This is a genomic window from Nocardioides sp., assembly GCF_036493135.1.
Classification (GTDB): Bacteria; Actinomycetota; Actinomycetes; order Propionibacteriales; family Nocardioidaceae; genus Nocardioides.
In genome coordinates, this window is record NZ_DASXQG010000032.1 from 1 (window position 1) to 15,146 (window position 15,146).

At 70.3% G+C, this 15,146-nt stretch carries 14 protein-coding genes; 11 read left to right on the forward strand and 3 right to left on the reverse strand.

What is annotated here, in order from left to right; translation table 11 throughout:
* The 3 genes from VGJ24_RS05200 to arfB all read left to right on the forward strand — a co-directional run.
* Positions 1-374 (forward strand): VOC family protein (locus VGJ24_RS05200; RefSeq protein WP_331499438.1); only part of this gene is annotated, 374 nt, incomplete at its 5' end.
* A gap of 23 nt (positions 375-397) precedes the next feature.
* Entirely contained in the window at positions 398-1,126 is a 729-nt protein-coding gene (locus tag VGJ24_RS05205) for an alpha/beta hydrolase (protein ID WP_331499439.1), read from the forward strand.
* Positions 1,126-1,551: an alternative ribosome rescue aminoacyl-tRNA hydrolase ArfB gene (gene arfB, locus VGJ24_RS05210; RefSeq protein WP_331499440.1), complete on the forward strand. Its 426-nt coding sequence runs from the start codon at positions 1,126-1,128 to the stop codon at positions 1,549-1,551. The genes VGJ24_RS05205 and arfB overlap by 1 nt, the downstream gene beginning before the upstream one ends.
* A 91-nt stretch (positions 1,552-1,642) precedes the next feature.
* On the opposite strand, the gene VGJ24_RS05215 is transcribed toward arfB, so the two are convergent.
* On the reverse strand, positions 1,643-2,938 hold the full coding sequence (locus VGJ24_RS05215) for an MFS transporter (protein WP_331499441.1): 1,296 nt from the start codon (positions 2,936-2,938) through the stop codon (positions 1,643-1,645).
* Between the two features lie 68 nt (positions 2,939-3,006).
* Here VGJ24_RS05215 and VGJ24_RS05220 point away from each other — a divergent pair, with 68 nt between their 5' ends.
* From VGJ24_RS05220 to VGJ24_RS05240, 5 genes are all read left to right on the forward strand, one after another.
* On the forward strand, positions 3,007-3,582 hold the full coding sequence (locus VGJ24_RS05220; RefSeq protein ID WP_331499442.1) for a helix-turn-helix domain-containing protein: 576 nt from the start codon (positions 3,007-3,009) through the stop codon (positions 3,580-3,582).
* A 114-nt stretch (positions 3,583-3,696) separates the two neighbouring features.
* Positions 3,697-4,764, forward strand: a complete 1,068-nt coding sequence (locus tag VGJ24_RS05225) for a sulfotransferase family 2 domain-containing protein (RefSeq protein WP_331499443.1) — start codon at positions 3,697-3,699, stop codon at positions 4,762-4,764.
* A gap of 63 nt (positions 4,765-4,827) precedes the next feature.
* Entirely contained in the window at positions 4,828-7,494 is a 2,667-nt protein-coding gene (locus VGJ24_RS05230; RefSeq protein WP_331499444.1) for a bifunctional glycosyltransferase/CDP-glycerol:glycerophosphate glycerophosphotransferase, read from the forward strand.
* Positions 7,495-7,536: 42 nt separating this feature from the next.
* Positions 7,537-7,905, forward strand: a complete 369-nt coding sequence (locus VGJ24_RS05235; RefSeq protein ID WP_331499445.1) for a sterol carrier family protein — start codon at positions 7,537-7,539, stop codon at positions 7,903-7,905.
* Positions 7,902-8,807, forward strand: coding sequence for an NAD(P)-dependent oxidoreductase (locus VGJ24_RS05240; RefSeq protein WP_331499446.1), 906 nt, complete (start codon positions 7,902-7,904; stop codon positions 8,805-8,807). The genes VGJ24_RS05235 and VGJ24_RS05240 overlap by 4 nt, the downstream gene beginning before the upstream one ends.
* Positions 8,808-8,943: 136 nt before the next feature.
* On the opposite strand, the gene rocD is transcribed toward VGJ24_RS05240, so the two are convergent.
* Positions 8,944-10,158 (reverse strand): ornithine--oxo-acid transaminase, encoded by a 1,215-nt coding sequence (rocD, locus tag VGJ24_RS05245; protein ID WP_331499447.1) that lies wholly within the window; start codon positions 10,156-10,158, stop codon positions 8,944-8,946.
* A gap of 198 nt (positions 10,159-10,356) precedes the next feature.
* Between rocD and VGJ24_RS05250 the strand changes: the two genes are divergently transcribed.
* The gene (locus tag VGJ24_RS05250; RefSeq protein WP_331499448.1) at positions 10,357-11,706 is read left to right on the forward strand and encodes a dipeptidase; all 1,350 of its coding nucleotides are present in this window, start codon (positions 10,357-10,359) and stop codon (positions 11,704-11,706) included.
* A 4-nt stretch (positions 11,707-11,710) separates the two neighbouring features.
* Here the strand turns inward: VGJ24_RS05250 and VGJ24_RS05255 are convergent, their stop codons facing one another.
* Positions 11,711-12,196 carry a DUF1203 domain-containing protein gene (locus VGJ24_RS05255; RefSeq protein ID WP_331499449.1) on the reverse strand — a complete coding sequence of 162 codons (486 nt, stop codon included), beginning with the start codon at positions 12,194-12,196 and terminating at the stop codon, positions 11,711-11,713.
* A gap of 92 nt (positions 12,197-12,288) precedes the next feature.
* On the opposite strand from VGJ24_RS05255, the gene purF reads away from it, so the two are divergent.
* Both purF and purM read left to right on the forward strand, forming a co-directional pair.
* Positions 12,289-13,866, forward strand: a complete 1,578-nt coding sequence (gene purF / locus VGJ24_RS05260; protein WP_414691038.1) for an amidophosphoribosyltransferase — start codon at positions 12,289-12,291, stop codon at positions 13,864-13,866.
* Between the two features lie 18 nt (positions 13,867-13,884).
* Positions 13,885-14,979, forward strand: a complete 1,095-nt coding sequence (gene purM / locus VGJ24_RS05265) for a phosphoribosylformylglycinamidine cyclo-ligase (protein WP_331499451.1) — start codon at positions 13,885-13,887, stop codon at positions 14,977-14,979.
* The last annotated feature ends 167 nt before the right edge of the window (positions 14,980-15,146 follow it).

Below are 15,146 nucleotides of genomic sequence, written 5' to 3' on the forward strand. Positions count from 1 at the left end.
ATCACTTCGGCATCAACTGCGCGGACCTCGAGGCCTCCAAGCACTTCTATGACACCGTGCTCGAGCCGCTCGGCTACACCCGCCAGATGGACTTCGACGTGGCCGTGGGCTACGGACGCGACGGCAACCCGTCGTTCTGGATCAGCAGCTTCGAGGGCATGGGCCCCAACCGCGAGATGCACCTGGCCTTCCAGGCTGCCGACGCCGACCACGTCCGGGCTTTCCACGCCGCCGCCACCGAGCTCGGGGCCGAGACGCTGCACGGCCCCCGGCTCTGGCCCGAGTACCACGAGCACTACTACGGCGCGTTCGTCCGCGACCCGGACGGCAACAACGTCGAGGCCGTGTGCCACGACGCCAGGCCCGAGGACTGAGTGGCAACTGCCACACTGCGCTCGTGAGCAGCACGGCCCGGACGATCCGCTACGGCGACGATCCCAGCCAGATCGCCGAGCTCTTGTTGCCGTCCGGTACGCCGAAGGGTGTCGTCGTGGTCATCCACGGCGGGTTCTGGAAGGCGGCGTACGACCTCTCGCTCGGCCGCCCGCTCGCGACGAGCCTGGTCGCGCACGGCTGGGTGGCGTGGAACATCGAGTACCGCCGGGTCGGCAACGGCGGAGGTGATCCGTACACCCTCGACGATGTCGCGGCCGCGATCGACGCCCTGGCCGACCAGGACGTCCCACGCGACCGCGTGATCGCGCTGGGCCACTCGGCCGGCGGGCACCTGGCGACATGGGCAGCCTCCCGCGGCCGTCACGACCGGTGGCCCGCCAGGGTCGCCCTGACCGGCGTCGTCGCCCAGGCCGGGGTCCTCGACCTGTCGTCGGCGTACGACGAGCGCCTCGGCGACGGCGCGGTCGAGGCGTTCCTCGGCCACGCGCCCGGTCCGGACGACGACCCGGTCGACCCCACCCGCCAGGTGCCGCTGGACGTCCCGGTGCACTGCGTCCACGGGGTCGACGACGACACCGTGCCGATCACCCAGTCGCACACCTACCTGCGGGCGGCGACGGAGGCCGGCGCGCGGGCGACCCTGACCGAAATCCGGGGCGACCACTACACGGTGATCGACCCCGACGCCGACGCCTGGCAGCAGACGCTGGCGATCCTGGACGGCCTGTGATGGCGGAAGGTCTGCGGATCGGCCGGGCGATCGTCGTACCCGACGGTGAGCTGTCCGAACGTTTCTCGCGCTCTTCGGGTCCGGGCGGCCAGGGGGTGAACACCGCCGACTCCCGAGTGGAGCTGTCCTTCGACGTCGCCCGCTCGCCATCCCTCCCCGAGACGACGCGAGCGCGGATGGTGGGGCGGCTGGAGGGGCGCCTCGTCGACGGCGTGATCACGGTTGCGGCGTCCGAGCACCGCGCCCAGCTCGCCAACCGCCGGGCCGCGCGCGACCGTCTGGAGACCCTCCTGACTGAAGCGGCCGCGCCGCCTCCGCGGAAGCGCCGCCCGACGAAACCGTCCCGCGCTGCGAAGCAGCGCCGCCTCGACGCGAAGAAGCGTCGCTCGCGGACCAAGCAGGCGCGGCGCGGCGACTGGGACTAGACCCGGGGCCGGTCCACGTGCCTCGCCGAGCGCTGCGTGGATCTCGGCCTCGGTCGCGCCGGACGGGCGACGTATCCGGGCACGGTGCTGGTCACACGCATGCGGGGTCCGAGATCGGCGGGTTCATCGTCGCAGTCTCGCCGACCCGCGCGCCGCCCTCCAACCGGGGCCACGCGGCCGGGCGGGGGACGGAGCGGATGCTGCGGCTCAGCGTCGGGATCATCGCCGCGAGGCCGGTCGCCGCGACGAGGGCGGCGATCGCGGTCGATCCACCGAGGCTCCCGAGCAGCAGACCACCGAGCACGGGCGCCAGCGGCATCGCACCCATCCCCGCGAAGCTCAGCGCCGAGCCCACCCGGCCCTGGAGCTCGTCGGGCGTCATCGCCGCGCGGTAGGCGCCGATCCCGGCGTTCCCGGCCGGGTTGAGCAGGAGCAGGGTGAACACGGACGCGCAGGCCGCCCAGGCTGTCGAGAACCACACGAGGGGGACCAGCGGAAGCACGCACATCCAGCCGACGAGCACGGTCAGCGTGCCGGTCCGCAGCCGGTCGATGACGTACGGCGCGGCCAGGGCGCCGAGGATCCCACCGACGCCGGCGAAGGTCGAGACCAGGCCGATCTGGGCGGGCTGCACGCCGTCGCGGACCAGCCGCATGATCACCACGAAGAAGCAGGCGTTGATGACCAGGTTGTTGATCGTCGCCCAGACCATCAGGGTGCGGAAGAACGGCTGGTGCCGGATGAAGCGGTACCCCTCCTTGACCTGCTGGACCGGACGGGTCGGGGCTCCCGTGCGTGGCTGAGGCCGGAGGTCGGTGCGGATGCGGCTCAACGTGAGGCACGAGACGCAGTAGGAGATCGCGTCGACCACAAAGGGCGCCCAGGCGCGCACGGCGTATAGGAGGCCACCGAGGGGGCCACCGACCAGGGAGGCGACGTGCTGCCGCGCCTGGTTCTGGCTGAACGCCGTCGCCAGGTCTTCGGTGCTGACGACCTTGCGGATCGCCGCCATCTGGGCCGGCTGGAAGACACCCTGGGCCACCCCTGAGAGCAGCGCGACCACCGCGAGGTGGGGGATCGTCAGCTCGCCGAGGTAACCCGCCACGGCGAGGCTGCCGTAGAGGAGCGAGCCGGCTGCACTGGCGGCCAGCATCAGCGTCCGTCGGTCGTATCGGTCGGCGAGCACCCCCGCCGGCAGCATCATCGCGACCATGCCGAGCAGGCCGGCGCCCTCGAGCAGCGCCGCGACGGCCGTGGAGCCGGTGAGGTGGTATCCGAGGAGTGGGAAGACGAACAGCGACATCGTCGAGCCGAGCTCGCTGATGGTCTCGCCGACCCAGAGGATCGTGAAGTCGTGGTTGCGGGCAAGGTCCCGATAGCTGGTCACATTCCGCACCATATGTTGCGCAATAATAGTTGCGCAAGACTTCGTGCGGAATTTGCTAGGATGCCCACATGCCGTATGACCCCCGTCCGATGTCCGACCCGCGCGTGTTGCGGGCCATCGCCCACCCGACCCGCGGCCGGATCCTCGATGAGCTCGGCGCGACCGGCCCGATGCGAGCGGCAGACGTGGGCGAGGCGCTCGACATCCCGGCCAACCAGGCGAGCTTCCACCTCCGGCAGCTGGCCAAGTACGGCGTCATCCAGCCGGCGCCCGAGGCCGCTCGCGACAAGCGCGACCGCGTCTGGAGGCTCGCCGACGAGCGTGGCTTCCGGCTCGACGTGAAGGACATCGAGAAGCAACCCGGCGGAAAGGCAGCGGTGTCGGTCTTCCGACAGAACAAGGCCGCATGGGCGCACCGGCTCGTCGACGAGGTCTTCTCCTTCACGCAGCACAAGGGAAGCTTCAGCGCGATCGTCGACCAGACGATGAAGCTGACCAAGGACGAGGCCGCGGAGTTCATGGGCGAGGTCGACGAGGTGCTCGCGAAGTGGGCGGACAAGACACGGGGGCGATCGCGCGACCGACGTACCTATGTCTTCTACTCGATGGTCCAGCCCTACCCCGAGGAAGGGAAGGACGCGTGATTCGATAGGTCATCGGGATCATCAGCGCCCTGGGATTGCTCCTCGAGTGGCGGAGTCGCCGTTGCTCTGTCAGGCTGACGGGTTTGTGCCCGAACCAACGTCGTAGGGATTCACGTGACCGTTCCATCCAGCCCCGAGAGTGACCCGCTCGCCGCGTTGGTCGCGCGCAAAGGCGCCATGTGGCGGACGTATGCCGCTGTGGACGCACGGGTGCTGTTCGTGCAGGTGAACAAGAATGCGTGCACGAGCCTGAAGTGGATGATGGCCGCGATCGCCGGCGAGGATCTCGCCGGGTTCGGCCCGAGCCTCGGTGCGTCCGCCCGCGACGCTGACGACATCCATGACCGCCGGCAGTGGCACGTGTCGCCGCGCCTGGACGAGATGGACCCCGAGCTGCGCGCCCAGATCCATCCCGACAACGGGTGGTTCGTCTTCGCGGTCACCCGCGATCCGCGGGCGCGACTGTTCTCGGCCTGGCAGAGCAAGCTCCTGCTGGACAACCCCGGGTACACCTCCTACCGGAAGGAGGACTGGTACCCGCGGCACCCGGTGTCGACCGAGTCGGTGGTCGAGGACTTCGCGACGTTCGTCGACCTGTTCGTCCGTGAGCCCCATCACCGGATCCGGGGTGACGGCCACTTCCGCGACCAGGTCGAATTGCTTCACGAGGACGTTGTGACGTATACCCACATCTATGACGTCGGGGATCTCGGGAGGCTTCAGGTTGACCTGCGCAACCACCTCGACCGGGTCGGTTGGACAGGCGAGCTGACGTTGCCCCGGATGAACGACACACCGCTACGCGCCAACGGTCTGGCGTTCGGGAACGGTATCGAGGAACAGGTGAGGAAGATCTACGCCGCGGACTTCGAGCGGTTCGGAGACCGGTGGGATCTCGCGACCATCGACAACGTTCCGCTCTGGACCGCCGCCGAGCTGACGGAGGTCGACCACCAGGCGTCCATGGGTCGGCGCATCGGGTACCTTCGCAACCAAGCCCTCGCATTCCGGGACGAGGCGGTCGCGCAGCGTCGGCTAGCCAATCGGCAGCGGGCGCGGGCCGACCGGCTTCGCCGCAAGCTCGATGCGCGGCCGACTACGGCCGTGGCGCCACCGGGCTCGCTCAGGAGGACGATGGACCGTCTGGGAAGAAGGGCGCGACGATGGCTGCGCCGTTCGTGACCGGGCCGCGTGCCCACGCGAGCGAGTTGCCGCGTGCCGAGATCGACGGACGCGAGGTCTGAGATGTCGAGCTCGGAAGGCGGAAGCCGCACACCGCGGTTCTCGATCGTGGTCGCCACCTACAACGTCGCGCCGTACCTGGGCGAGTTCATCGATTCGATCGAGGGGCAGACGTTCCCCCTCGACCGACTCCAGGTGATCGCCGTCGACGACGGCTCGACCGACGACTCCGGTGCGATCCTGGCGGCCTGGCAACGGCGGCGCCCGGAACTCGTCACGGTCGTCTCGAAGCCGAACGGCGGGCCGGCGTCCGCGCGCAACGCCGGGCTGCCCCACGTCCAGGGTGAGTGGGTCACCTTCACCGACCCCGACGACGTCTTGGACACGGGGTACCTCGCCGAGGTGGATGAGTACCTGTCCAGGCGCCCCAACATCGCGGCGGTGGCGACGAACCGCGCGCCCTTCAGCGGACAGACCAGGTTGGCGCTCACGAACCCGCTGCGCCGCCACTTCGTCGCCGGGGTCAACCGACTGCGCAACCTGGACATCGATTCCGGACACTTCCACGGTCACGCGGCGTCGACGTTCTTCCGGACCGACGAGATCCGGCGTGGGAACCTCCAGTTCGACGAGCGGCTCCGGGTCACGTTCGAGGACGGCCACTTCTGCTGCATCTATCTCCTGCACGTGCCGCAGCCGACCGTGGCCTACCTGCCCGACGCCATCTATCACTACCGCAAACGTGGCGACGGCACCTCGCAGCTGGACCGCAGCTGGGCCGACCCCGGCCGGTTCACCGACGTCCTCGAGCACGGCTATCTCGCCTTGCTCCGTCAGGGTGCCGAGAGGTACGGACGCGCACCCACGTGGTTGCAGGGGATGGTGCTCTACGAGCTCTCGTGGTACCTCAAGATGAACGAGCGGTTGTCGGCCCCGACGGCCGCGCACGGGGAGACGGCGGTCAGGTACCACGAACTGATGGCTCAGATCTGCGCTCTGCTCGACCGTCCCGGGATCGAGACCTACCGCGCCACGAAGTTCCCGGCCGTCTGGCGTGAGATGCTGGAGCACGGCTATCGCGACGAGACCTGGCGCACGTCGTACGCCGTGGTCGACAGGCTGGACAACCTGCAGAAGCTGATGCGGGTCACCTACCGGTTCACCGGCGAGCCACCGGCCGAGACGTTCACCGTGTACAGCAAGGTTGTCGAGCCGGTGCACGAGAAGGTCCGCGACGTCCCGCTCTTCGACCGCACCCTGCTGCACGAACGGATCGTCTGGCTCCCGCTCGGGACGGTGCGGGTGGCGCTCGACGGCCAGAACGTCGAGGTCCGCACCACGGATCAGAAGCCGCGCGAGTTCCGGCTGACCGCGCCCATGATCCGCAAGGAGCTGTCCCGCGATCATGAGAGCGGCGCCGCCGAGAACCCCGATTCCGAGCTGTCCGCGTCCGACCGCGTCGTCCTCCGCCTGGCCCGCAGCAGGTTCGTTCGCTGGTACTTCCGCGACGCCTGGGTGCTGATCGATCGCGTGTTCAACGCCGACGACAGTGCCGAGCACCTGTACCGGTACCTGCTCGCGAACCGGCCGGACGTCAACGCATGGTTCGTCATCGAGCGTGGGACGCCGGACTACAAGCGGCTGCGGCGTGACGGGTTCCGCCGCCGGGTGATCGCCCACGGATCGATGACGTGGAAGTTGCTGATGCTGAACGCCGTCCAGCTCGTCTCCTCCCACATCGACGAGGTCGTCGTACGGCCGAAGGAGATCCGGAGGCTGGCCGAGCCGCAGTGGCGGATCGCCTTCCTGCAGCACGGCGTCATCAAGGACGACCTGTCCACCTGGCTGAACCGGAAGAACATCGACGTCTTCGTGACCAGCACGCCCGCGGAGATGCGCTCCATCGTCGACGACCGCACGACGTACCGCTACACGACCCGGGAGGTGAAGCTCACCGGTCTCCCGCGCTTCGACCGCCTGCTCGAGGAAGGCAAGCGGTTCCCCCCCGACCAGCGCGACCTGATCCTGATCGCCCCGACCTGGCGGCAGTGGCTCTCGGAGTCGGAGCCGATCTTCACCGGACGGCACTCGGTGCGAGACGAGGACTTCCAGTCCTCGGAGTACGCCAAGGAGTGGTCGGCAGTGGTGAACAGTCCGGAGCTCGCCGAGCTGGCCGAGCGGACAGGACTGACGGTGGCCACGTTGCTCCACCCGAACTTCCAGGGGGCGGCTCGGCTGGAGTCGCCGCGTCATGTCCGGCATCTGTCCTTCGAGGGACAGAACGTCCAGGAGACCTTCGCCCGCGCCCGGGTACTCGTCACCGACTACTCGTCGATGTTCTTCAACGCCGCGTATCTCGAGCGCCCCGTCGTCTACTTCCAGTTCGACCGCGAGCGGGTGAACGCCGGCTGGCACCTCGGCCGACACGGCTACTTCGACTACGCGCGCGACGGGTACGGCCCCGTCACCCTGACCGCCGACGAAGCGATCGCCGCGATCACCAAGACGGTCGAGAGCGGGCCCGAACCGGAGCCCATGTACCTCGAGCGCATCCGCGAGAGCTTCCCGGAGCGTGACGGCCGCTGCTGCGAGCGGGTCGCGGACGCGATCATCGAGTCGATGGGGCCGGCACCCCGTGCAGCTCGGCCCTCGTTTCGCTCGGCACTGGTCGGTCGGGTCCGCGGTGTCCGCCGCCGCGCGATCGACGTCGTACGTCGTCCGGCATCCTGACCGGGCGGGACCGGCCGCGCACGGGCGTGATGAGATGACTCCGTGCCCGCCCGACTCCGGCCCGCGTCGTACGCCGACGTGCGTGACGCGCTCGCGGCCGATCCGCGGAGCACGGAGCAGACCCGCCTCCTGGTGAAGCACTTCCTCGCGGTACTCGCCGAACGCGCGCCGGGCACCTCGGTCGAGGTGCGCGTGCCGCCGTACGCCGCCGGGCAGGCGGTGGCGGGGGTGCGGCACACCCGGGGCACGCCGCCGGCCGTCGTCGAGCTGGACGCCGACACGTGGATCGCGCTCGCCACCGCATCGCTCACGTGGGCGGAGGCCGAGAGCAGCGGACGCGTGCGTGCGAGTGGCGAGCGAGCTGACCTTTCTCCGCTGCTGCCACTGTCGATGGGGGAGGGGGCGTCGTGATCGTCGCCGCCGTCCAGTCGCAGGAGCTCGCGGACGCGGTCGGCAAGGTCGAGGGCGTCGAGCTGCTGCTGTGGCCGCAGGGCGACGAGCTGCCCGAGTGGGCCGACGAGATCGAGTTCGTGGTGCCCGACTACATCCGTGCCCGCACGACCGCACGTCTTCTCGCGGACCTGCCGCGGCTCCGCGCCGTACAGCTGCAGACGGCGGGGTACGACGCGGTCATCGACCTGGTGCCGCCCGGCCCCGCCCTGCTCAGCGCGCGCGGCGTACACGACGACGCGACCGCGGAGCTCGCGTTGGGCCTCACGATCGCGTCGCTGCGGGGCATCGATGTCGCGGTCCGTGAGACCGGGCACTGGCGACAGGACACGACCCGTCGCAGCCTGGCCGACAGCAACGTTGCGATCCTCGGCTACGGCTCGATCGGCCGCTCGGTCGCCGTCCGGATGCTGGCCTGCCAGGCGCGGATCACCGGCGTCGCGACCTCCGCGCGCGACGACGATCTGGTTCGCCGGGTGGTGAGTGCGGACGACGTCGAGTGGGCGGCGCAGGACGTCGTGGTCGTGGTGCTACCGCTCTCCGACGCCACCCGGCACGTCGTTGATGCCGGGTTCCTCGCCCGGCTCCACGACGGGGCGCTGGTCGTGAACGTCGGCCGCGGACCGCTGCTCGACACCGATGCCGTCCTGGCCGAGGCCGGCCGGCTGCGGTTCGCCCTCGACGTCACCGAACCCGAGCCGCTCCCCGACGACCACCCGCTCTGGACCGCTCCCGGCGTACTGATCACGCCGCACATCGCCGGCGGCACCACCGCGATGCTGCCTCGGATGGCCGCCCTGGTCCGCGACCAGCTCGAACGCCTCCGCGACGACCACCCCCTCCGCAACGTCGTTTCTCGCTGACCCGCCAGAAACGTGCGGCCCCGGAGCGCCGACCCGCCAGAAGCGTGCGGCCGCGCATGCTGGATGAGCCGTCCTGGTGTGCGCGCTTCTGACGGGTCGACCGCCGTTGAGCGCACCCTTCTGACGGGTGAGCCTGTCAGGCGGTGATGACCTCGCGGAACGACGAGACCAGCAGCTCGATGTCGGACTCGGAGGCGACGATCGGCGGAGCCAGTCGGACGGTCTGGCCGTGGGCCTCCTTGGCCAGGATCCCCTGACCGAGGAGCGCCTCGGTGAACTCGCGGCCGGTCATCTTGTCCGCCGCGATGTCGATGCCGGCCCACAGGCCGCGCGCGCGTACGGCGTCGATGCCGTGCCCGACCAGCCCGGCCAGCCCGTCGTACAGCTGCTCGCCGAGCTTCGCGGCCCGCTCCTGGAACTCACCGGTCTTCAGCATCGCGACGACCTCGCTACCGATCGCGGCGGCCAGCGGGTTCCCCCCGAACGTCGAGCCGTGGGTGCCGGGCGTGATCACGCCGAGTACGTCGCGGTTCGCGGCGACCGCCGAGACCGGGTAGAGCCCGCCGCCGAGCGCCTTGCCGAGGATGTACATGTCCGGTACGACGTCCTCGTGGTCGCACGCGAACGTGCGGCCGGTGCGCGCGAGACCCGACTGGATCTCGTCGGCGACCATCAGCACTCCTTGATCGCGACACAGCGTGCGCACGTCCTGGAGGAAGCCCTCGCGCGGGATGATCACGCCGGCCTCGCCCTGCACCGGCTCGAGCAGCACGGCCACGGTCGTGTCGTCGATGGCAGCCTTCATCGCCTCGATGTCGCCGAACGGCACCAACCGGAAGCCCGGGGTGTACGGCGCATAGCCCATCGTCGCGTCGGGGTCGGTCGAGAAGGACACGATCGTGGTGGTGCGACCGTGGAAGTTGCCCTCCATCGCCACGATGGTCGCGCGGCCCTCGGGCACTCCCTTGACCTGGTAACCCCACTTGCGGCTGATCTTGATCGCGGTCTCGACGGCCTCGGCACCGGAGTTCATCGGCAGGATCATCTCCTTGCCGGTCAGCTCGGCCAGCGCCTTCGAGAACGGCCCGAGCTGGTCGTTGTAGAACGCCCGGCTGGTCAGCGTCAGGGCGCCGAGCTGCTGGCGGGCGACCTCGACCAGCCGCGGGTGCGAGTGGCCGAAGTTCAGGGCCGAGTAGCCGGCGAGGCAGTCGAGGTACCGACGACCGTCGACATCGGTCACCCAGGCGCCCTCGCCGTTGGCGAGCACCACCGGCAGCGGGTGGTAGTTGTGCGCGGCGTACGTCTCGGTGAGCTCGATGTGGTGGGCGGTGCGCGAGTTCTGATCGGTCATGAGGCGCTGCTTTCGGGCGTGGCTCGCGGGCCAGTCGGATCGGTGCGGGGTCGTGCCTCCATGATCCCGCACGGGACCCCCGTTCTCCAAATGATTGTCTGACAATTTCTGAGATAGTCCCTGACGAAACCGTCCTCCTTGGGCCCAGAATGGGACCGTTCTGTCAGGGACTATCCGGCCATCGGTAGGTTCCGAGCCATGACTGACGATCTCCGCACGCGCGTGGGCGACGTACTTCCCGGCGTACGACGTGACCTCGAAGCGCTGGTTCGGATCGAGTCGGTGAGTGCTGACCCGGAGCGGGCGGGAGAGGTGCAGCGCAGCGCTGAGGCGGTGCGCGACCTGTTCGCGGCCGAGGGCTTCGACACCACGATCACCAGCGCCGACGGCGGTCGCCCCGCAGTGATCGCGCACAAGAAGAGCAGCCGTGACCGCGCGAAGACCGTCCTCCTCTACGCCCACCACGACGTCCAGCCGGAGAACGACCACGCCGACTGGGACTCCCCGCCGTTCGAGCCCACCGAGCGCAACGGCCGGCTGTACGCCCGCGGCGCCGCCGACGACAAGGCCGGCATCGCGGCGCACCTCGGCGCGATCCGCATCTACGGCGACGATCTCCCGGTCAACGTCGTGATGTTCGTCGAGGGCGAGGAGGAGGTCGGCTCCGACAGCCTCCCGGCGCTGCTCCGGCAGCACCTCGACGAGCTCCGCGCCGACGTGATCCTGATCGCCGACAGCGGAAACTGGGACATCGGCGTCCCCGCCCTGACCACCAGCCTCCGCGGCCTGGTCCGCCTCGACGTCGAGGTGCGCACCCTGACCCACGCGGTCCATTCCGGGATGTGGGGCGGCCTGGTCCCCGACTCCCTGATGACGCTCTCCCGCCTCATCGCCTCCTGCCACGACGACGAGGGCAACGTCGCCGTCGAGGGCCTGTACGCCGGGCCCGCCGCCGACCTGGAGTACCCCGAGGACCGTCTCCGGGCCGAGTCCGGTGCCGTCCCCGGCGTCCGGTGGATCGGCAGCGGCTCCAGCGTGGAGCGCCTCTGGACCAAACCCGCCCTCTCGGTGATCGGCCTGACCGCGCCCAAGGCCGAGGGCTCCAGCAACACCCTGGTCCCGGCTGCGACCACCCGGCTCAGCCTCCGGATCGCCCCCGGCGACTCCGTGGACAGCGCCCGCGCCGCCCTCACCAGCCACCTCGAGCAGCACATCCCCTGGGGCGCCGAGCTCACGATCACCCCGGTCGACGGGGGCGAGCCCACCGCGATCGACGCGACCGGACCGGCGTACGACGCCGCGCGCGCGGCGTTCGCCGAGGCTTGGGACGGCACCCAGCCGATCGACATGGGCGTGGGCGGCTCGATCCCCTTCATCGCCGAGTTCCTCGACGCGTTCCCGGAGGCCAGCGTGCTGGTCACCGGCGTCGAGGATCCCGACACCCGCGCCCACGGCGCCAACGAGGGCCTCCATCTCGCCGAGTTCGCGCGGGTCGTTCACGCCGAGGCGCTGCTGCTCGCCAAGCTCGGCGAGCTCGGCCAGCGGTAGGGAGTCAGCGGGTCACGGTGTAGAGGAAGCACTGCGGCAGCACGGTCCGCACGTGCACCGTCGCGACGTCGGGCTCGGCCAGCAGTCGGTCGAGCACCGGCTCGAGGTCCTCGTCGCCGACGAGCGTGTTGTGCTCGTAGTTCATCGACCCGTCGGCCCGGTACGTGCGCAGCACCCCCGGTCCGCGCCGCAGCTCGCCGGGCAACCACGGCTCGGCGTAGCCCTCGCAGTGGTCGGCGTGGACATACACCGGCCCGACCTCGCGCCAGGGGGAGACCTGCTCGAACGGCGCGAAGGAGATCAGCGCGATCTGCTCGCCGGCCTGCGCGAACCGCAGGCAGCAGCGCAGCGGCTCGCCGCCCCCGGTCGCCGCGAAGGGCGTGAAGGCGTTGCCCCACCCGTCCTCCCCGGCTCGGCGTACGGCGTCCAGCCGAGCCGGGTCGATCGGGTGCGCCGTCACGGTCTGCGTCGTCTGATTCGTCTGCGTCATGTCTCCACGATGACCGATCAGCGCTCCCCGTTCCGGCGGAAATCGGACATGACGCCGGGCCATTCGGCACGCCGTGTCCGACGGGTGCGCCGATGCCGGTACGACGACCCTCCTCCTCTAGACTCGCGAGCGTGACCCCCTCCCAGAGCCGCCGTGGCGGCGACGGTCGGCTCACTGCGGCGCTCGACCCGCTGGAGCAGGGTCCCCAGGACGCCTGCGGGGTGTTCGGAGTCTGGGCGCCGGGCGAAGAGGTCTCCAAGCTCGTCTACTTCGGCCTGTACGCGCTCCAGCACCGCGGCCAGGAGTCGGCCGGCATCGCGGTCAGCAACGGTCGCCAGATCCTGGTCTACAAGGACATGGGCCTGGTCTCGCAGGTCTTCGACGACTCCACGCTCGAGTCCCTCAAGGGCCACGTCGCGATCGGCCACGCCCGCTACTCGACGACCGGCGCCAGCACCTGGGAGAACGCCCAGCCCACGTTCCGACCGACCGACGACGGCTCGATCGCGCTGGGTCACAACGGCAACCTGATCAACGCCCACGAGCTGAAGGTGATGGTCGCTCGCCTGCCCGGACCCCCGGGCGAGCTCGACCTGCACGGCCGCGGGGTCGAGGAGTCCACCAACGACACGTCGCTGGTCACCTCGCTCCTCGCCCACCATCCCGACACCACGCTCGAGCAGCGCGCGCTCGAGGTCCTGCCCCTCCTGCGCGGCGCGTTCTCGTTCGTCTGGATGAACGAGCAGACGCTGTACGCCGCGCGTGACCCGCAGGGCATCCGGCCGCTGGTGCTCGGCCGCCTCGACCGTGGCTGGGTCGTCGCCAGCGAGGACTCCGCGCTCGCCACCGTCGGCGCCAGCGTCGTCCGCGAGGTCGAGCCCGGCGAGCTGCTCGTCATCGACGAGAACGGCCTGCGCTCCCACCGGTTCGCCGAGGCCGAGCCCAAGGGCTGCGTCTTCGAGTACGTCTACCTGGCCCGTCCCGACGCCACCATCAGCGGCCGCAGCGTCCACCAGGCGCGGGTCGAGATGGGCCGCCAGCTCGCCCGCGAGTTCCCCGTCGAGGCAGACCTCGTGATGCCCGTGCCCGAGTCCGGCACGCCGGCGGCGGCCGGGTACGCCGAGGAGTCCGGCATCCCCTTCGGCCAGGGCTTCGTGAAGAACGCCTACGTCGGCCGCACGTTCATCCAGCCCAGCCAGACCCTCCGCCAGCTCGGCATCCGGTTGAAGCTCAACGCCCTCGAGCACATGGTCCGTGGCAAGCGGCTGGTCGTCGTCGACGACTCGATCGTCCGCGGCAACACCCAGCGAGCCCAGATCCGGATGCTCCGCGAGGCGGGGGCGCTCGAGGTCCACGTCCGCATCAGCAGTCCTCCGGTCAAGTGGCCGTGCTTCTACGGCATCGACTTCGCGACCCGCGCGGAGCTCATCGCCAACGGCCTTGACGTCGACGAGGTCGCCGCCAGTGTCGGGGCGGACAGTCTCGGCTACATCTCGCTCGACGGCATGGTCACCGCCACCGGCCAGGCTCCGTCGAACCTGTGCCTGGCCTGTTTCACCGGGGAGTACCCGATCGCGCTGCCCGACGAGAGCCTCCTCGGCAAGCACCTGCTCGAGGTCAGTCTCACCTCACCGGTCGACCGCGCCCTCCCCGTCCTCAACAACCCCTGAGGCCGAGGGAGCCAGCCCGTGACCGAGCCCAGCGAGGGGCAGAGCCCGGCCCCGGCCAGCGGTGCGTACGCCGCTGCCGGCGTCGACATCGACGCGGCGGACAAGGCGGTCGACCTGATGAAGGGCTGGGTCGCGAAGACCGATCGGCCCGAGGTGATCGGGTCGCTCGGCGGGTTCGCGGGCCTGTTCGACGCCTCCGCGCTCACCCGGTACCGGCGACCGATCCTGGCCACGTCCACCGACGGCGCCGGCACCAAGGTGGCGATCGCCCAGGCGATGGACGTCCACGACACCATCGGCTTCGACCTGGTCGGGATGGTCGTCGACGACCTGGTCGTGTGCGGCGCCGAGCCGTTGTTCATGACCGACTACATCGCCTGTGGGCGCGTCGTACCCGAGCGGATCGCCGCCATCGTCAAGGGCATCGCAGAGGCCTGCGTCGAGGCCGGGTGCGCGCTGGTGGGCGGCGAGACCGCCGAGCACCCCGGCCTGATGGAGCCCGATGTGTACGACGTAGCGGGCGCCGCCACCGGGGTCGTCGAGGCGGCCGATCTCCTCGGCCCCGGCCGGGTCCGCCCCGGCGACGTCGCGGTCGCGATGGCCTCGAGCGGGCTGCACTCCAACGGCTACTCCCTGGTCCGGCACGTCCTCCTCGACCAGCTCGGCTGGGCCCTCGACGGCGATGTCGCCGAGCTCGGCCGGACCCTGGGCGAGGAGCTCCTCGAGCCCACCCGGATCTACGCCCGTGCCTGCCTGGCGCTCACCGAGGTCACCGACACGCACGCGATGGCGCACATCACCGGCGGTGGGCTGGCCGCCAACCTCGCCCGCGTGCTCCCGGACGAGGTCTCGGTCACCCTCGACCGCGCGACGTGGACCCCCGCGCCCGTCTTCGACGTCGTACGACGTGCCGGGCAGCTGTCGCGGAGCGACCTGGAGGCGACCCTGAACTGTGGCGTCGGCATGGTCGCGCTGCTCCCGGCGGACGACGTCGACCGGGCGATCGAGACTCTGGCCGGCTTCCGGATCGACGCCTGGGCGGCCGGCGAGGTCATCCTCGACGACCGGCACGGAGGCGACGTGCTGCTGTCCGGTCAGCACCCCGGCTGGTAGTTCCGCAACGTTTGTCCTGCGTTTTCGGGATGGGGTGTGCGGGAACAGCCACCCATTGGGTAGCGTTGCCCCCACGACGACATGACCGATCAGACCGGTGCCACGGTGTCTTTCCCCTGGCCCGGCCCAGAGTGCGAGGGGGTCGACCCTATGGGGCGCGGCCGAGC